At 70.1% G+C, this 17,547-nt stretch carries 17 protein-coding genes; 9 read left to right on the forward strand and 8 right to left on the reverse strand.

Annotated features, from left to right (window positions below; all coding sequences use genetic code 11):
- Positions 1 to 29: 29 nt before the first annotated feature.
- Complete coding sequence (locus ACLHIH_RS00490; RefSeq protein WP_411314765.1) at positions 30 to 1,016, reverse strand: 1-phosphofructokinase family hexose kinase; 987 nt, start codon at positions 1,014 to 1,016, stop codon at positions 30 to 32.
- The gene (locus ACLHIH_RS00495) at positions 1,013 to 1,801 is read right to left on the reverse strand and encodes a DeoR/GlpR family DNA-binding transcription regulator (RefSeq protein WP_411314766.1); all 789 of its coding nucleotides are present in this window, start codon (positions 1,799 to 1,801) and stop codon (positions 1,013 to 1,015) included. The genes ACLHIH_RS00490 and ACLHIH_RS00495 overlap by 4 nt, the downstream gene beginning before the upstream one ends.
- Before the next feature lie 295 nt (positions 1,802 to 2,096).
- Here ACLHIH_RS00495 and ACLHIH_RS00500 point away from each other — a divergent pair, with 295 nt between their 5' ends.
- Together ACLHIH_RS00500 and ACLHIH_RS00505 are read left to right on the forward strand one after the other, a co-directional pair.
- Positions 2,097 to 3,131: an AAA family ATPase gene (locus ACLHIH_RS00500; protein WP_411314767.1), complete on the forward strand. Its 1,035-nt coding sequence runs from the start codon at positions 2,097 to 2,099 to the stop codon at positions 3,129 to 3,131.
- Positions 3,128 to 3,736, forward strand: coding sequence for a hypothetical protein (locus ACLHIH_RS00505; RefSeq protein ID WP_411314768.1), 609 nt, complete (start codon positions 3,128 to 3,130; stop codon positions 3,734 to 3,736). Before ACLHIH_RS00500 ends, ACLHIH_RS00505 begins: the two co-directional genes overlap by 4 nt.
- A gap of 152 nt (positions 3,737 to 3,888) precedes the next feature.
- Here the strand turns inward: ACLHIH_RS00505 and ACLHIH_RS00510 are convergent, their stop codons facing one another.
- Entirely contained in the window at positions 3,889 to 4,737 is an 849-nt protein-coding gene (locus ACLHIH_RS00510; protein WP_411314769.1) for an aldo/keto reductase, read from the reverse strand.
- 102 nt (positions 4,738 to 4,839) lie between these two features.
- Here ACLHIH_RS00510 and metG point away from each other — a divergent pair, with 102 nt between their 5' ends.
- The 5 genes from metG to ACLHIH_RS00535 all read left to right on the forward strand — a co-directional run bounded on the left by metG (position 4,840) and on the right by ACLHIH_RS00535 (position 10,139).
- A complete protein-coding gene (gene metG / locus ACLHIH_RS00515; protein ID WP_411314770.1) occupies positions 4,840 to 6,438 on the forward strand; it encodes a methionine--tRNA ligase in 1,599 nt (532 codons plus the stop codon).
- A 38-nt stretch (positions 6,439 to 6,476) separates the two neighbouring features.
- Positions 6,477 to 7,412 (forward strand): TatD family hydrolase, encoded by a 936-nt coding sequence (locus ACLHIH_RS00520; RefSeq protein WP_411316270.1) that lies wholly within the window; start codon positions 6,477 to 6,479, stop codon positions 7,410 to 7,412.
- Between the two features lie 13 nt (positions 7,413 to 7,425).
- Positions 7,426 to 8,259, forward strand: coding sequence for a 16S rRNA (adenine(1518)-N(6)/adenine(1519)-N(6))-dimethyltransferase RsmA (rsmA, locus tag ACLHIH_RS00525; protein ID WP_411314771.1), 834 nt, complete (start codon positions 7,426 to 7,428; stop codon positions 8,257 to 8,259).
- 20 nt (positions 8,260 to 8,279) lie between these two features.
- Entirely contained in the window at positions 8,280 to 9,107 is an 828-nt protein-coding gene (locus ACLHIH_RS00530; protein ID WP_411314772.1) for a putative protein N(5)-glutamine methyltransferase, read from the forward strand.
- A gap of 93 nt (positions 9,108 to 9,200) precedes the next feature.
- Entirely contained in the window at positions 9,201 to 10,139 is a 939-nt protein-coding gene (locus ACLHIH_RS00535) for a 4-(cytidine 5'-diphospho)-2-C-methyl-D-erythritol kinase (protein ID WP_411314773.1), read from the forward strand.
- Here ACLHIH_RS00535 and ACLHIH_RS00540 read toward each other — a convergent pair.
- Positions 10,136 to 11,674, reverse strand: coding sequence for a hypothetical protein (locus tag ACLHIH_RS00540; RefSeq protein WP_411314774.1), 1,539 nt, complete (start codon positions 11,672 to 11,674; stop codon positions 10,136 to 10,138). The two genes, ACLHIH_RS00535 and ACLHIH_RS00540, sit on opposite strands and share 4 nt — an antisense overlap.
- Before the next feature lie 34 nt (positions 11,675 to 11,708).
- Here ACLHIH_RS00540 and moeB point away from each other — a divergent pair, with 34 nt between their 5' ends.
- The gene (moeB, locus tag ACLHIH_RS00545) at positions 11,709 to 12,869 is read left to right on the forward strand and encodes a molybdopterin-synthase adenylyltransferase MoeB (protein ID WP_411314775.1); all 1,161 of its coding nucleotides are present in this window, start codon (positions 11,709 to 11,711) and stop codon (positions 12,867 to 12,869) included.
- 19 nt (positions 12,870 to 12,888) lie between these two features.
- On the opposite strand, the gene ACLHIH_RS00550 is transcribed toward moeB, so the two are convergent.
- On the reverse strand, positions 12,889 to 13,158 hold the full coding sequence (locus ACLHIH_RS00550) for a MoaD/ThiS family protein (protein WP_411316271.1): 270 nt from the start codon (positions 13,156 to 13,158) through the stop codon (positions 12,889 to 12,891).
- Between the two features lie 13 nt (positions 13,159 to 13,171).
- Entirely contained in the window at positions 13,172 to 14,254 is a 1,083-nt protein-coding gene (gene moaA, locus ACLHIH_RS00555; RefSeq protein ID WP_411314776.1) for a GTP 3',8-cyclase MoaA, read from the reverse strand.
- Positions 14,255 to 14,304: 50 nt separating this feature from the next.
- Here moaA and ACLHIH_RS00560 point away from each other — a divergent pair, with 50 nt between their 5' ends.
- A complete protein-coding gene (locus ACLHIH_RS00560; protein ID WP_411314777.1) occupies positions 14,305 to 15,183 on the forward strand; it encodes a hypothetical protein in 879 nt (292 codons plus the stop codon).
- A gap of 74 nt (positions 15,184 to 15,257) precedes the next feature.
- Here the strand turns inward: ACLHIH_RS00560 and ACLHIH_RS00565 are convergent, their stop codons facing one another.
- On the reverse strand, positions 15,258 to 15,944 hold the full coding sequence (locus tag ACLHIH_RS00565; RefSeq protein ID WP_411314778.1) for a hypothetical protein: 687 nt from the start codon (positions 15,942 to 15,944) through the stop codon (positions 15,258 to 15,260).
- Positions 15,945 to 16,053: 109 nt separating this feature from the next.
- Entirely contained in the window at positions 16,054 to 17,472 is a 1,419-nt protein-coding gene (locus ACLHIH_RS00570; RefSeq protein ID WP_411314779.1) for a glycosyltransferase family 87 protein, read from the reverse strand.
- Positions 17,473 to 17,547 lie beyond the last annotated feature (75 nt).

Raw genomic sequence — 17,547 nt, forward strand, 5'->3', positions numbered from 1 at the left:
CTGACTGGCGAGGGTGTTCAGTGCGGTGTTCAGTGATCGGCGGTGATCGGCGAGAGCGGTCGGATGTCGGCCGCCTCGGGGTGGGTCTGGTCGGCCGACGGCATGGTGCTGCCGGGGAGGGATGCCGCGGCGGCACCGTGCGCGACGGCCTGGGCGAGGCGCTCGGGTGCCGTCGCGCCGTGGGTGTCGGCGTGGAGGTAGCCGGCGAGCGACGAATCCCCGGCGCCGACAGTGCTGCGCGGCACGATCGGGGGCATCGTCGCGAGCCAGGCGCCGTCTCGCGTGGCGAGAACGGCGCCCTTCGATCCGAGGGTCGCGAGCACGGCGCCGCACCCCGCATCGAGGAGCGTCTGCGCCGCGAGGAGGGTCGCAGCGGGGTCGGCTTCGAGCGCGGCGGGGTCGGTGTGTCCGGTCAGCTCGGCGAGCTCCTCGGCGTTGGGCTTCACGAGATCCACACCGCTACCCGACGCGATGAGGGCGGCCATCGGCAGGCCGGAGGAGTCGACGGCGATGCGGGGTGCGCGCGCGGCATCCGTTCCGATCGCGGCGGCCGCCCGCACGGCGCGCACGACCGTCGCGTAGAAGTCGGGGGAGAGGCCGGGCGGCAGCGACCCGGCGAGCACGAGCCAGTCGGCTCCGGCGCTTCGGGTCACGACGAGTTCGACGAGCGCGGCCTCGTCGGCGGCGTCGAGCGTCGGCCCGGGCTCGTTGATCTTCGTCGTCGTGCCGTCGGGCTCGGTGAGGGTCACGTTCGAGCGCACGCGGCCGGCGATCGGGAGGGCGGCTGTCGGAATGCGCTCGGCCAGCAGCGCGACGACGAAGGGGTCGTCCGTCGCGCCGGGGAGCACCGCGAGGGTCGGCAGCCCCGAGGCGAGGAGCGCCCGCGAGACGTTGACACCCTTGCCTCCGGGCTGTTCGTGGGTGGCGGATGCCCGCTGCACTTCGCCGCGGTCGAGCGCGCGGGCGAGCTCGATCGTGCGGTCGAGGCTCGGGTTGGTGGTGAGGGTGACGATCATGCGACGAGTACCTCCACGTCGGCGAGGTCGAGGGCGGTGTGCAGTTCGGTGTCGGGGGTCGCCTCGGTGATGAGGGTGTCGATGTCGGTGAGGGTCGCGAACCGCACGAGGGTGGCTTCGCCGAGCTTCGACGCGTCGGCGAGGGCGACCGCCCGGCGGGCGCCCGTCGTGAGCGCGCCCTTGACCGCGGCTTCGTCGGTGTCGGGGGTGCTCAGCCCGAACTCGGCGTGCAGACCGTTCGTGCCGATGAATGCGATATCCGGCCGCACGGTCGCGAGCTGGGCGAGGGTCGTCGCGCCGACCGCGGCGCCCGTGATGCCGCGCAGGCGGCCGCCGAGGAGGAGCACCTCGATCGCGGGGTTCTCGCTCACGGTCGTGGCCACGAGAGTCGAGTGGGTGATGACGACGAGGGAGCGGCCCGGGGTGTCCGGTGTCCAGCGCACGAGGCGCTGCGCGAGGAGACCCGTCGTCGTGCCGGCGTCGATTGCGATCGACCCCGTGAAACTCGGCGGAACGAGTTGCATCGCGGCGAGGGCGATGCGGTCTTTCGCCGCGGTGTTGCGGTCGCGGCGCTCGATGAGCGACGCTTCGACGCGGCTCGCTCGCGAGGGGGCGACGGCCCCGCCGTGAACCCGACGCAGGATGCCGCGGGTCTCGAGCTGATCGAGGTCGCGGCGAACGGTCTCGCTCGTGACGTCGAGGTGGCGGGCGATCTCAGCGACCACGACGCGTCCGCTCGAGGCGAGCACGGCCTCGATGTGCGCTTGGCGCTCTTCCGCGTACACCCGGTCTCCTTCGACTCGTCGCGGCTCCCGCTCGCGATCCGCTCACGCTACGCCGCCCCGCCCCCAAAAACAAGTCATTCAAAGAAAAACCAACACAAACACAGATCGCCCGCCTCTCTTCCCGCTCCCGACTGTCCGTCGTTTCCGCGAGCGGATGCCGGATCCGGCGGCCTTTCGCGGAAACGAGACAGTCTCGGGGGACGTGTGCTTGGCTGGGCGCGCGATCACCTGCGGCACCCGCGGCACCCGCTACCGCTCCGCAGCCGCTCACCAGCACCGACACGAACGGAACCCCATGCCGACAGACGAGGAGAACGATCGGCAGCTCGTCCGGTCGTTCAAGAGATTTCTCGACCGCGCGGTCGCGTCGGTCGACGCGGGGGAGACATCCACCCGCACTCCGCTCGGGGACCGCATCTCCCACCACCTCGGGGTCGATGCCGAGACCGTGCCCGTCGTGAGTGAGACGATCGCCGACCACCGGTTGGTCGACGTCGACCTCGCCCTCGACGCGATGTCGGACGACGGCGCAGGTGAGCTGGTCGGCGTCGGCGGCGGGCAGCAGAAGTTCCACACCCCCCTGCCCGAACTCGTGTCGAGCCCGCACGTGAGTTTCGGCCTCGGTCCGGTCGACTACGTCTCGCGCGCGACCGGTCCGTCGACCACTCGGCAGGTCGTCGCGTTCGGGCTCCGCCTCTTCGCTTTCGAGGGGGCGCCGGTCGCGATCGTCCAGAGGTCGGCCAACCCGCAGTTCGGGCGCGAAGCGGCCACCCTCGAGGTCATGGGGGCGAGCCCCGAGGCGACGCAGCGTGTGCTCGGTGAGGTCAAGCGGCGGATGATCGCGCTGAGCGTCTTGCGCGGGCAGGTGCTCTCCTTCGAGCCGTCCACTTTCGGAGGGAGCGCGGGCGTGACCTTCCTTCCTCGTCCCGAAGTGCCCGCCGACGCGATCATCCTTCCCGAGGGTGTGCTCGCCACCGTCGTCGACCACGTGGTCGGGATCGGCGAGCATCGCGACGTTCTCCTCCGCTCCGGGCAGCACCTCAAGAGGGGAGTGCTGCTGTTCGGCCCGCCCGGAACCGGCAAGACCCTCACCGTCCGCCACCTGCTCGGCCTGACGCCCGGTGTCACGGCGGTGCTGCTCACGGGATCGAGCATCGCGCACATCGGTGCGGCGGCCGAGATCGCCCGCACGTTCGAGCCCTCGATCGTCGTGCTCGAAGACATCGACCTCGTCGCGATGCAGCGGCACTCGTCACCGCAGCCTCTGCTGTTCGAGGTCCTCGATGCCCTCGACGGTCTGGACGGGGATGCCGACGTGCCTTCGTCATGACGACGAACCGCGTCGAGGTTCTCGAGCGTGCCCTCGCCGAGCGTCCGGGGCGCGTCGACCTCGCGGTCGAGATCGGTCTTCCCGGCGACGCCGAGCGCCGACGTCTGTTCCGTCGCTACGCGGGCGACCTCCCCTTCAGTGCCGTTGCGCTCGACGCCGCGGCCGACGAGGCCGACGGCGTGACCGGGTCGTTCGCGAAGGAGCTCATCCGCCGCGCCGTGCTGCGGGCGGCCGTGCGCGACGCCGAGGTGGGCGACGCCGACCTCGAGACCGCCCTTGCCGAGCTGCTGTCGTCTCGCGCCACCCTCACGCGCAAACTCCTCGGGTCGGGAGGGCGGGCACCGGAGTCGACTGCGACTCCCTCCGACGATCACACCTCTTTCGAGGGCGGGTACAGCGCGCCGGCCGAGGGTCGGGTGTTCCCCGCGGACGGGTGGCACGCCTACAGTCCCCTCTCGACCGCGATGGGATCGAGTCTGTCTGTCGATTACGACGACGCCCACGACATCCCCGACGAGGCGCCCGACGAGGCCCTCGACACCGACACCGACACCGTCGCCGACGACACCGCCGACCCCGACCCGCAGCCCTCGAGTTCGCACTGACCGGCGCCCGCCCCGGCTCTGCCCCGACCCGGGCCCGCGCCGCCCCGGCCCTGCCCCGACCCGGGCCCGAGAGTCCGCGGTTTCCGCGAGGGGCCGCCAGATCCGGCATACGCTCGCGGAAACCGGGTACTTGGGGGGTGGGGCCGCGCGGGTCAGACGGAGAGCGCCTCGAGCTGGTCGGCCGTGAGCACGAGGTCGGCGGCGGCGGCCGAGTCGCGGATGCTCGCGGGGCGGCGACTTCCGGGGATCGGCACGGCCACGTGCTGCAGCGCGAGCTCCCACGCGAGCACCACGCGCTGCGGGCTCACCCCGAGCTCCGCGGCGACCGTCGCGAACGCGGAGTGGTCGGTGCCGGCATCCGCTGCCTTCGCGGCGCCGCCGAGCGGGCTCCACGGGAGGAAGGCGATGTCGTGTTCGGCGCAGTGGTCGAATTCGCCCTCGCTCGAGCGGAACGCGGGCGAGAACTGGTTCTGCACCGACACGAGACGCTCGCCGAGGATGCCGCGGGCGGTCTCGATCTGCGCGATGTCGGCGTTCGAGATGCCGGCCATGCGGATGACGCCGTCGTCGAGCAGGTCGCTCAGCGCACCGATCGAGTCGGCGTAGGGCACGGCGGGGTCGGGGCGATGAAACTGGTAGAGGTCGATCGTGTCGACCTCGAGCGCAGCCGCGGAGGCTCGCGCGGCGTCGGCGAGGTAGGCGGGATCGCCGTTCTGACCCCACGGGCCGTTCTCGGCGTAGATGTGGCCGCCCTTGGTCGCGACGAGCACCGTCTCCGACCGGCCCCGGAGTGCCTCGGCGATGAGTCGCTCGTTGTGCCCGGGCCCGTCGGCCGCGCTCGTGTAGGCGTCGGCCGTGTCGATGAGGGTGATGCCCGCGTCGAGCGCCGCGTGGATGACGGCGATCGCGTCGTCGCGGTCGGGCCTCCCGGGGGTCGAGAGCGGCATCGCTCCGAGCCCGATGGCGCTGACCTTGGTGTCTCCGATGCGGCGGTATCTCATGGCGTCGAGCCTAGGCGCGCCGAGCCGGGGCGCGTCGAGCCCGGGCGCGGCCCGCCGCCGGCGCCGCCGTCACGGACCCCTCGGCGGCTTTAGGATGGTCGAATGGCCGCCGGAGACTCTTTCTATATCGCGACCCCCATCTTCTACGTCAACGACGTTCCCCACATCGGGCACGCGTACACCGAGGTGGCGGCAGACGTGTTGGCCAGGTGGCACCGCCAGAGCGGTGACGACACCTGGTTGCTCACGGGAACCGACGAGCACGGCCAGAAGATCCTGCGCACCGCCGTCGCTAACGACACGACGCCGAAGGCCTGGGCAGACAAGCTCGTCGAGGAGTCGTGGCTTCCCCTGCTCGAGACCATCAACATCCAGAACGACGACTTCATCCGCACGACGGACGAGCGCCACGAGACCGCGGCGACGATCTTTCTGCAGAAGCTCTACGACGACGGCTTCATCTATTCGGGCGAATACGAGGGCTACTACTGCGTCGGTTGCGAGGAGTACAAGCAACTCGACGATCTCATGGAGACCGAGACGGGCGACTACGCCGGTCAGCTCGTGTGCAAGATCCACACGCGGCCGGTCGAGATCCTTAAGGAGAAGAACTACTTCTTCCGGATGAGCGACTTCCAGCAGCGTCTGCTCGACCTCTACGAGTCGCAGCCCGATTTCATCCAGCCCGAGAGCGTGCGCAACGAGATCATCTCGTTTGTGCGATCGGGCCTGCAAGACCTCTCGGTGTCGCGCTCGAGCTTCGACTGGGGCATCACCATCCCGTGGGATGAGGAGCACGTCGTCTACGTGTGGTTCGAGGCCCTCCTGAACTACATCACCGCGATCGGGTACGGCACCGACGACGAGAACTTCCGCCGCCGTTGGCCCGCCGTGCAACTCGTCGGCAAAGACATCGCGCGTTTCCACGCCGTCATCTGGCCCGCGATGCTCATGGCGGCGGGGCTCGATGTGCCGAAGCGCGTGTTCGGTCACGGCTGGTTGCTCGTCGGCGGCGAGAAGATGTCGAAGTCGAAGCTCACGGGCATCGCGCCGAGCCAGATCACCGAGACGTTCGGGGTCGACGCCTTCCGCTACTACTTCATGAGCGCCATCCACTTCGGGCAGGACGGCTCGTTCAGCTGGGAGGATCTGGCGGCGCGCTACCAGTCGGAGCTCGCGAACGGGTTCGGCAACCTCGCGTCGCGCGTCATCGCGATGATCAACAAGTATTTCGACGGCGTCGTTCCGCACGGCACCGACTACACCGAGGCCGATCTCGAGGTCCAGCGCGTGGTGCGCGAGGCCGCCGAGGGGGCGGATGTCGCGATGGAGTCGTTCGCGATCCACGATGCCGTGGCGCGCATCTGGACCATCGTCGAGGAGCTCAACGGATACATCACCGTGCAGGAGCCGTGGGCGCTCGCGAAAGACGAGGCCAAGCGGGATCGCCTCGCGACGGTTCTCTACACTGCGGCCGACGGTCTGCGGGCTCTCGCGGTGCTGCTCTCGCCGGTGATCCCCGATGCGACCCACAAGCTCTGGGGCGCGATCGGTGCGCAGCCCGAGCTCGGCAACCTCACCGACCAGGTGATCGTCGACGCCGGCCACTGGGGCCAGTTGCCTTCGGGCACGCGCGTGCACTCGATCGACGCGCTCTTTCCGCGCATCGAGTCTCCCGAGCCCGCGGGAGCCGCGTCGTGAGCGCCGAGGGGGCCACGGGCGCATCGCCGTCGAACTACATCCGCACGCGCGAATCCCGCGCGGAGCACGGGCAGACCCGCGACTTGACCTACCCGCCGCTTCCGCCCGCCCTCGTCGTGCCGTGCTACGACAACCACGCGCACCTCGAGATCGCCGACGGTGACGACCCTCTCGACTACCTGCAGCAGCTCGACATGGCGTCGAGCGTCGGCATCCGCGGCGTCGTGCAGGTGGGCGGCGACCTCGAGACGTCGCGCTGGTCGGCCGAGATGGCGGCGAGGGAACCGCGCATGCTCGCGGCCGTCGCCATCCACCCCAACGAGGCTCCGGCATACGAGGCCGCGGGCACCCTCGACGCGGCGCTCGCCGAGATCGACGAGCTCGCGTCGCGCCCGCGCGTGCGTGCCGTCGGCGAGACGGGCCTCGACTACTTCCGCACCGACGAGTCGGGTCGCGGCGCCCAGCACCGCGCGTTCGAGGCGCACATCGAGATCGCCAAGAAGCACGATCTCGCGATGCAGATCCACGATCGCGACGCCCACGACGACGTCATCGAGACCCTGCTGAGGGTCGGCGCTCCTGAGCGCACCGTCTTCCACTGCTTCTCGGGTGATGCGGCGATGGCGAAGGTGTGCGCCGACAACGGCTGGTATCTCTCGTTCGCAGGAACGGTCACGTTCAAGAACTCGGTCGCGCTGCGCGAGGCGCTCGAGGTCATCCCGCGCGACCGCATCCTCGTCGAGACGGACTCGCCGTTCCTGACCCCCATCCCCTACCGCGGCCGACCGAATTCGCCCTACCTCGTGCCGATCACGCTGCGGTTCATGGCCGAGCACCTCGGCACCGACGTCTCGATGCTCGCGGCGCAGATCTCGTCGAACACCGAGCTCGTCTACGGCTCGTGGGACGCCGAACCGGTGACCCAGGGCGACGCGGAGTGGGACGACCAGGTCGACCCCTCCGAGGTCGCGTGAGGCGGATGCTCGCGTGAGCACCCTCCTCGGACCCGCCGAGATCCGCGACCTCGCCGACCTCCTGGGCATCCAGCCGACGAAGAAGCTCGGCCAGAACTTCGTCATCGACGCCAACACGGTGCGCCGCATCGTCAAGGCCGCGGGGGTGCGTGAGACCGATTCGGTCGTCGAGATCGGCCCGGGGCTCGGATCGCTCACCCTCGGGTTGCTCGAGGTCGCGCGCTCGGTCGTCGCGGTCGAGATCGACACGCGTCTCGCCGCGCAGCTGCCGCTCACGGTCGAGCAACTGCAACCCGGTGCCGCGCTCACGGTCGTCACGGCCGACGCCATGGGCGTCACGGAGCTGCCGGACGAGCCGACCGTGCTCGTCGCCAACCTGCCGTACAACATCTCCGTTCCCGTGCTCCTGCACTTTCTCGAGACGTTCCGCGGCCTCCGCTCGGGCCTCGTCATGGTGCAGGCCGAGGTCGGGCAGCGCCTGGCGGCGGGCCCGGGGTCGAAGGTCTACGGAAGCCCGAGCGTCAAGGCGGCGTGGTTCGGTTCGTGGGGAACCTCCGGGCTCGTGAGCCGCCAGGTGTTCTGGCCCGTGCCGAATGTCGACTCGATTCTCGTGTCGTTCACGAGGCACGTGGCCGAACCCGGCACCGAGGAGGAGCGCCTCGCGACGTTCGCGCTCGTCGATGCGGCGTTCCAGCAGCGCCGCAAGATGCTGCGGCAGGCCCTCGCCGAGGTCCTCGGCGGGTCTGCCGCAGCGAGCGAGCGGATGCTCCGCGCCGGGGTCGACCCGACGACGCGCGGCGAGCAGCTCACGGTGCACGACTTCCTCGCGATCGCGCGCGCGGCCTAGACGATGCTCGCCGGGGGACGATGACGGCCGACCTCGTGGCGACGCTCCGCGCGGCGGGGTGCGTGTTCGCGGAGGAGGAGGCGGCTGTCATCCTCGGTTCCGCGCGAGACGACGCCGAGGTGCGGCACATGGTCGCCTCGCGGGTCGCGGGGATGCCGCTCGAACACGTCGTCGGATGGGTCGAGTTCCTCGGGCGTCGCGTGTGCGTGGTGCCCGGGGTGTTCGTGCCGCGCCGACGCACCGAGGCCCTCGCGCTCGCCGCGATAGACCGTGCGCAGGAGAGGGCGGCCGCGCATTCGTCGGCGGAGGAGCGGTCGCGCGCGACGCAGGGCACCGTGACCGTCGTGGAGCTGTGTTGCGGTGCTGCGGCGGTCGCCGCGGCGGTCGCGGCATCCGTTCCGACGGCGAGGGTGATCGCCGCCGACCTCGACCCTGTGGCGGTGCGGTGCGCGCACGACACGCTCGAGCCTCTCGGGGGCCGGGTGTTGCTCGGCGACCTGTTCGACACGCTGCCCTCGACGCTGCGCGGCGGGGTCGACGTGCTCGTCGCGAACGCGCCGTATGTGCCGACCGGCGCGATCGCGACGATGCCCGCCGAGGCGCGCGAGCACGAGCCCGCCCTCGCGCTCGACGGCGGCAGCGACGGGCTCGATCTCCACCGCCGCATCGCCGGCGGGGCCGCGGAGTGGCTCGCGCCCGACGGGGTCGTGCTCATCGAGACGAGCGCCGGGCAGGCTGGAGCCACCGCGCGGCTTCTCGAGAGCGGGGGGTTCGCGCTGTCGATCGAGACCGACGCCGGCCGCGGCGCGACGATCGCCGTGGGTGTTCACGCCGCGACGCTGCCCTGACCGACCATGGAGCTGCCACAGACGGGGCCCCGCACTCACCCGGGCCCGCGACCGCGGGGGGAGCGCCGCCCTCGCCTCGACTAGGTTGGAGCAATGACAACCTCGGCCGCGACGCGAGTGGTACACACGCGAGCACCGGGCAAGATCAACGTCTTTCTCAAAGTCGGTTCACTGCTCGACGACGGCTACCACGACGTCGCGACCGCCTACCAGGCCGTCTCGATCTTCGAAGACGTGCGGGCGAGCGCCGCCGACGACTTCTCGGTGTCGTTCACGGGGCCCATCGACACGACGGGGTTGCCCGTCGACGGATCGAATCTCGCCATCCGCGCCGCGACCCTGCTCGCCCACACGGCGGGATACCGCGGGGGAGTGCACCTCGAGATCGAGAAGCACGTGCCGATCGCGGGCGGAATGGGTGGAGGGTCGGCGGATGCCGCGGCCGCCCTTCTCGCGTGCGACACCCTCTGGGGAACCGACCTCGGTCGCGACGAGTTACTCGCGCTCGCCCGGCAGCTCGGCGCCGACGTGCCGTTCGCGTTTCTCGGTGGCACGGCGATCGGCACGGGACGCGGTGACCAGTTGAGCCCCGCCCTCGCGAAGGGGCAGTTCCAGTGGGTGTTCGCGCTCGCCGACTTCGGTCTGTCGACCCCCGAGGTGTATCGCGAGCTCGACCGGCACCGCGACCGTCACGCCCAGGACATCTTCCCGGCCGAAGCGCAACCGCAGGTCGACACCGAGGTGCTGCAGGCTCTGCGAGCCGGTGACCCCCACATGCTCGCTGAGGCACTCCACAACGACCTCCAGGCGCCGGCTCTGCACCTCGAGCCGGAGCTCGCGGCCGTCATCGAGCTCGGCGAGGAGAACGGGGCGCTCGCGGGGATGATCTCCGGTTCGGGCCCGACCGTCGCGTTCCTCGCGGCCGATCTCGACAGCGCTCTCGAACTGCAGATCGCGCTGAGCGCCGCGCGCCTGACCGTCGCACGGGCGACCGGTCCCGTGCACGGCGCGCGCATCATCACGAGCGGCTAGCGGCTAGCGCTCTCGGGTGCCCCCGGTTCGTAGCGCACGACGTTGACGTCGGTGAACGACCACTCGCCCGTGACCTCCCACCCGATCGTGTCGAGCGTCGCCGCGGTGTCGTCGCGCAGGTCGCGTTTGACGCTCGTGATGAGGTAGGCGACATCCGTTCCGTCGAGACGGTCGAGGGAGTCCTCGAGCGGGTGGAAGGTCTCCCACAGCTGACCGGTCTGCCCGGCGGGTGTGTCGAGGGTCACGTCGACGGTGCCGTCGAACGGTGCGGGGTAGGAGTAGGCGATCACGCGCGAGGTCGCCGTCGGGTGGTAGCGCACCCACCCGTAGATGATCGCGGTCGTGCCCTCGGCCGACTCCGAGCGCCGCTCGTCGGCGACGAACTGAGCGACCTCGCTCCACGACGACTCCTGTTTCGCCTCGGGAAGGCGGGTCTCGACGAACGACGGCACCGCGAGGGCCACGAGACTCGCGACCGTCACGACGATGAGGGGGCGCGAGGGGATCGCCGCGACGGCTGCCGCCATGAGGATCGCCACGAACGGGATGCACATCACGAGGTAGCGCGGGCTGTAGATGGGGGAGTAGAGCTCCGTCGCGACGAGAAGGGATGCCGTCGGCACGATGAGCAGGGGCACGACGACCGCGATGAGCGAGAAGCCGCGCGCGCGGCGGAACAGCGCGATCGCGGCGAGGATCATGAGAGCCCACCCGGCGATCGCGAACTCTGTGCTCCCGTAGAACCACTGCGTGCGGAACACGTACCTGACCGTCTCGCGGCTCAGCGGGTCGATCCACGACAGCTGCCCCGATTGCCCCACGACCGTCGCCGCGAACGGCAGGATCGCGACCGCCGAGGCCGCACTCGCGGCGAGCCAGCGTCGGAACACGGGCACGGCCTCGCGGCGCTGGGTCGCGAGCCACCACACCATCGTCACCGCGTGGGCGACGACGACGAGCGCGAGGTAGATGAAGAACAGGCAGCCCACGACGATCGTCACGCCGTAGACGACCCACCACGCTCGCGTCGTCGACCGGCGGGCGATGACGAACACGAGGGTCACGAGCACGGCGAAGAGGGCGCTCATCGCGTAGGACCGCGCCTCGATGCCCATCCAGGTCGCCCGCGGCAGAAGACAGAACACGACCCCCGCGAGCACCGCGAGTCGCTCGGTCGTGAAGTGGCGCGCGAGAAGCACCGTGAGTGCCGCGGTCACTCCCGTCGCGACCGCGCTCGGGGCACGGATGGCGAACGGCGAATAGCCGACGACGTCGACGATCGCGTGGATGAGCACGTAATACGCGCCGTGCACGGCGTCGACGCTCTGCAGCATGAGCCACAGCTCGGGCCAACTGCGCGTGACCGCCGTGATCGTCGCGGCCTCGTCGTACCAGATCGACGGGGTCGTGATTCCGACGAGCGACACGACGAGCGCGAGCACCCCCACCGCGACGGGCGCGAGGGCCGGGTGACGCTGCACGCGGCTCGATAGACTGGCGAGGCGTTCATCCGCCCGCTTCAGGAGGTCAGTCATCGTCGCTCTGCCCGCCCTCGTCGACGCGTCGGGAGTGCTCGGCCGCGACGCGCTCGAGCGGTCGTCGCGCACCATCGCGCTCCCCGGCATCGGCATAGACGGGCAGTCCAGGCTCGCGGCCGCGCGCGTGCTCGTGATCGGGGCCGGGGGCCTCGGTTCGCCCGTGCTGCACTATCTCGCGGCGGCGGGTGTCGGCGCGATCGGCATCGTCGACTTCGACACGGTTGACCTCTCCAATCTGCAGCGCCAGGTCATCCACCGCACGGCGAGCGTCGGCGACCTCAAGACCGCGAGCGCCGCGCGTTCCATCGGCGAGCTCAATCCGCTCGTGGCGGTCGAGACCCACGACGTGCGGCTCACGCGGGAGAACGCCCTCGAGCTCGTGCGCGACTACGACCTCGTCATCGACGGCAGCGACAACTTCGCCACGCGCTATCTCGCCAACGACGCGGCGGCGATCGCGCGAGTGCCCTACGTGTGGGGTTCGGTCTACCGCTTCGACGGCCAAGTGACCGTGTTCTGGGAGGGCGCGCCCGACGGGCTCTCGATCGACTATCGCGACCTGCACCCGACACCGCCCGACCCCGGGCTCGTGCTGTCGTGCGACGAAGCGGGCGTGCTCGGCGCCGTGTGCGGCACGATCGGGTCGATGATGGCGGTCGAGGCGATCAAACTCATCACGGGAACCGGCGACGTGCTGCTCGGGCGCGTGCAGATCTTCGACGCCCTCGAGGCGCGTTGGCGCGAACTGGGCGTTCGCAGACATCCCGACCGCGAGCCCGTCACCGAGCTCATCGATTACGACGCGTTCTGCGGGGTCCGCGCGGCGGGGGCGGGGCCGACGATCGAGGCGGGTGCCCTGCGCAGCGCAATGCGAGACGCGGGCACTGTCACGCTCGTCGACGTGCGCGAACCCTATGAGCACGATCTCGCGAGCATCGCGGGAGACTCTCTCGTTCCCCTCGGCAGCCTCGTCGACGATCCGTCTCTCATCGGTGATCCGTCGCTCACCGACGGTTGGCCCGTCGTCGTGTACTGCCAGACCGGCGTGCGGTCGGGTCGAGCCGTCGAGGTCTTGCGCGCCGCGGGTGTCGAGGCCGTGTCGCTCCGAGGCGGCATCCGTGCGTGGCTCGAGTCGGATCCGGTCGAGTCGGATCCTGTCGAGTCGGAGCCGGTGACGGTCGCGCGGGCCTGACCCGACCGGCGCACGGCGGTCACCCACCCGCGAAGGGAGGGAGCACGTCGACGGTCGCTCCGCTCGCGAGCTCGACCGTGCGGTCGGTCGTCGCGAGGCCGTCGACGAGGAACGAGCATCGCGAGAGCACCCGCTCGAGATCTGACCCGGTCGGGGTCAGGGCGCCGTCGGAGCGCACGAGCTCGGTTGCGGCGTCGAGCGCCTCGGCGAGGGTCGGCGGGCCGCCGATGTCCTCGAGTTCGAGCGTGTCTCGACCGGTTGCGGCACGCGCGGCCGCGAAGAAGCGCATCGTGATCACCGCGTCATCCGCCGATCGCGCTCATCGATCGCGCGGGCTGCACGAACTGGTCGGTGTCGAGGCCGTGGCCCGCGGGCTTCGCCCACATCGCGTCTTGCCACAGTCGCGCGAGTTCGTCGTCGCTCGCGCCGGAGCGGAGCGGCGCGAGGAGGTCGGTCTCGGTGTGCGAGAAGAGGCAGCTGCGCACTCCTCCCTCGGCCGTGAGGCGCACGCGGCGGCAGTCGGCGCAGAACGGTTCGGAGACCGACGCGATGATGCCGACGAGCCCGAGGTGCTCTCCCGTCGTGTCTCCGCGCGGGTAGACGCGGAAGAGTTCGGCCGGGGCACCGTCGCGGGGTTCGATGTCGGGCACGAGGCTGAAGCGTTCGCCGATGCGCTCGCGGATCTCGGCGGCGGAGATCATGGTCGTGCGTTCCCAGGCGTGGTCGGCGTCGAGGGGCATCTGCTCGATGAACCGCAACTGGTGTCCGCGCTCGAGAGACCACGCGAGGAGGTCGGCGGCCTCCGCGTCGTTGACCCCCCGCAGCAGCACCGCGTTGATCTTCACGGGGGTGAGCCCCGCGGCGGCGGACGCCTCGATCCCCGCGAGCACCCGGTCGAGGAACGGCCGGCGCGTGACCTCGAGAAAAGTCGCGGCGTGCACGGTGTCGAGCGAGACGTTGATGCGGTCGAGCCCGGCCGCCGCGAGATCCGCTGCGCGTGACGAGAGGCCGATGGCGTTGGTCGTGAGCGAGATCTCGGGGCGGGGGTCGAGAGCGGCGCACGAGCGGATGATGTCGATGAGGTCTTTGCGCAGGAGGGGCTCGCCGCCCGTGAACCTGATCTGTCGCACCCCGAGCTGTTCGACGGCGATGCGTGCGAGGGTCGCGATCTCGTCTGCCTGCAGGAGCGTCGACGCGGGTCGCGTCGGAAGACCCTCCGCAGGCATGCAGTACGTGCAGCGGAGATTGCACCGATCGGTGAGCGAGATGCGCAGGTCGGTCGCGGTGCGACCCCACCGGTCGGCGAGCCCCGCGGTGCCCTCGGGGCGGGGCGGGGTCTCGCGCGAGAGCCCCGGGAGGCGGGGCATTCCGAGTGAGACGCTCATGATTACGAGGGTAGGCGACGATCTCGGGAGCATGCTCCGCACGCATCCCCGTGTTCCGTCGCGCAGAAGCGGGCGACTCCGAGGCGACGATCGTCTTCGTTCCGCACCGATTGCGCGGTCTGCCGCCCGGCACGCGATACTGGGGCCCCGAACCGGTGAGGGCATCCGCCCTCGACCGCATCCCGTCGGCACTCCCGGAGAATCCCATGGTCGAGCAGAACGAGAACGCGTGGGGATGGGCGCGAACGGTCAACGCGGTCGAGTATCTGATGCGGCGGAGCGACGCTCGCGCCGACATCTTCCCTCAGGACGAGCCACGGGGCGTGATCGACGGCCCGACGCCCGACCGCATCCTCGTCATCGGGGAGGGGACGGCCGTCGGACTCGGTGTTCTGACCTTCGAACTCGCGGTCGCCGCGCACTTCGCTCGTCGACACGCGGCCGTCACCGGCAGAGGAGTCGAGTGGGCCGCGCTCGAGGTGCCGGGGTTCCGGCTCACCAACGCCGTCTCCACGATCGACTCGGCGGAGTCCGCTCTCCGCGACGTCGACGTCGTCGTCATCATGCTGGGGATCACCGACACGCTCCTGCTCACCTCCCGCCGACGCTGGCGGGAGGGCATGAGTGCGACCCTCGACGCTCTCCTCGAGCGCATCCCCGCCGAGGCGACCGTTCTCGTCGCCGACGTCTCGCCCATGGAGAAGGTCGTGAGCATCTCGCGGGCGGGTCGAGCGGCGGGCGGGCGCCACGCCCGTGCCCTCAACGCCATCAACCGTGAACTCCTCGAGTCTCGCGCCCGCTGCCTCCGCGTGCCGTTCCCTCCGGAGTTCCTCCACCAGCTCTGGCGACCCGCGGGAGAGCAGACACGGTGGTCGCAGCTCTACGCGGCGTGGGCGACGTCGATGACGGGCGCGCTGGATCGTCGGTGAGCTCGCGCGTCTTCGCGACATGACGAAAGCCCGCCGTGCGTGAGCACGACGGGCTTCCGGGTGGAGCGGAGTTGTTACTCGGCGGCCGATGCGGTGATCTGCGCGATTCCGACGACGAGCTCGTCGGTCACAGCGTCCGTGCCGAAGGTGTCGTTGAGGAGCGGTGCGGCGTCCTCGCTGATGAGAACGGTGGTTCCCTCGAGAACGGCGTTGCCGTCAGCGTCTTCGGTGAGCGGGTTGAGCGTGGTTCCGTCGAGGTTGAAGATGAAGATGTCGTCTCCGACGGCCTCACCGTTCGCGGTCACGGTGCCGAAGAGCTGCGAGGTGCCCGGGTCGATACGGAAGTCGGTCAGCTCGACGACGGTGTCGCCGGCCGTGAGGGAGATTCCCGAACCGTCGTGCTCGATGGAACCCTGGACGTAGGGACGGTAGTCCTCTTCGGGGTCGTAGTAGTCGACGTTTCCACCGGTGATCGGGAAGGCGAGAACGCCCTCGTCGGAGAGCGTGGCGTCTCCGAGGGTTCCGGGGGTGAGGCCGAGCGACTCGAGGGCCTCGACGAAGCCGGCGTCGAGCGTGACCTGGGTGTCGACACCGTCGAGCTCAGGGATCGAGGCGAGGGGCTCGGGGTCGACCGTGGCCTCTTCCGAGGTGTCCGCGTCATCGGCGGGCTCTTCGGCGGCGTCGGTCGAGCATGCTGCGAGACCACCGACGAGGAGTGCTGCTGCGGCGATTCCGAGAGTGGACTTGTAGAACTTGCGCATGATTTCTCATCCTTAGCTGAAGTGTTTGCGGTTGGTGTTGACAGGAGTTCGCACCCGATCGCGATTCGGTTTGGACGAGTTCGGTTCCGTGACCTTTCCGTTACTTCTATCAGCCAGCACTCAGGGAGTGATCAGTTTTCCGAGTCGTCGGCGAGAGCGGATGACGCAGCCATCCGCCGAGACGCCGCAGCGCCCCGGGGCCCGCGCGGTGCAGCGACATGGCGACGATGAGCACGATCGCGAGCGCGAGGCACAGCCGTGCGAGGTCGACGGAGGGGATGAGGTAGCGCACCGTGAGCGCGGCGGGCACGGCGAGCCACTCCCATCGGCCCGACATCGCGACGACGGGAACGAGCATGAGGGCGTACCAGGGGTAGCGCGGGCTCACGACGAGCAGGGTCACGCCGATCATGACCGCTTGGCCGACCCAGGGGTCGGTCGGGTCGGTCTTCCACCAGACGAGGGCCGCGGTCGCGGCGACGAGAATGACGGCGACGATCGTCGCGGCGGTGCCGGGGAGAACCGTCGAGAGCAGAACGAACCGGTCGCCGCTCGAGTAGCCCTCCTCGGTGAGATATCCGGGGAGGTAACCGAGCACGCCGATGCCGCTCGCGAGGATGTACGGAACGTAGAGCGCGGCGAACGTCGCGATCGACACGGCGATGAGCACGATCGGCCGACGGCGCAGGAGCGCGGGGGCGGCGATCACGGGAATGAGTTTCACGGCGATCGCGGCACCGAGTGCGACGCCCGCCCACACGCGCTTGCCGTTCGCGGCCGCGAGGGTCGCGAGCAGGATGAGCAGTCCGCCGAAGACGTCGATGTGGGAGTTCGTCACGGCCTCGGTGGCCATGAGCGGACTCCACCCCCACAGCGCCGCCCAGCGGGGGTCGCGCCCTCTCGTGTGGAGTGCGCGCAGGAGGATGCCCGTGATGGCCAGGCTCAGGAGGAGTCCGACGAGTTGCATCGGCCAGTACTGGGGTTCGGGCCCGGTCACGAACCGCACCGCGGCGAAGAGGATCTCGCTCGAGGGAGGGTAGATCGTCGGAACCGTCGCGCGGTTGATGGCCGTGCACACGACCTCGTCGGTCCCCGGTTCGACGGATTGCAGGATTCGCGATCCCTCGCACTCGAGCTCGCCGTCGGCGCCGACGACGGGGTCGGGAAACAACCAGTCGGTGCGGAGGTCGGCGAGTTCGGGATCGGTCGGAACGAAGTCGTACGGCGAGATTCCGGCGTTCTGCACGATGCCGTCCCACGCGTAGCGTGCCGAGTCGGTGCTCGTGTTCGGGGGGCCGGCCATCGCCGCACCCCCGATCCCGATCGACCCGACGATGACGAGCACGATCGCCGCGCGGCCGCGGACCGAGCGCAGCGCCACGATCGAGGCGACGAAGAGAACCCAGAGGAGAGCGGTGAGGGCCACGAGTGGCCAGAGCTTTCCGCTCTTGTCGTCGTAGTAGGGCAACGCGGTGATCGAGACGACCGTGACGACGGCGCTCGCGGCGAGAAGGAGGCCGGTGATCACGATTCGCACACTTCATCCTGTCTGATGTGCGGTCGGTTCCGAACAAGGGGTGTGCCCGCCATCGAGTCGACAACC

It is taken from the genome of Marisediminicola sp. LYQ134 (genome assembly GCF_046599635.1).
In the GTDB taxonomy this organism is placed as follows: Bacteria; Actinomycetota; Actinomycetes; order Actinomycetales; family Microbacteriaceae; genus Marisediminicola.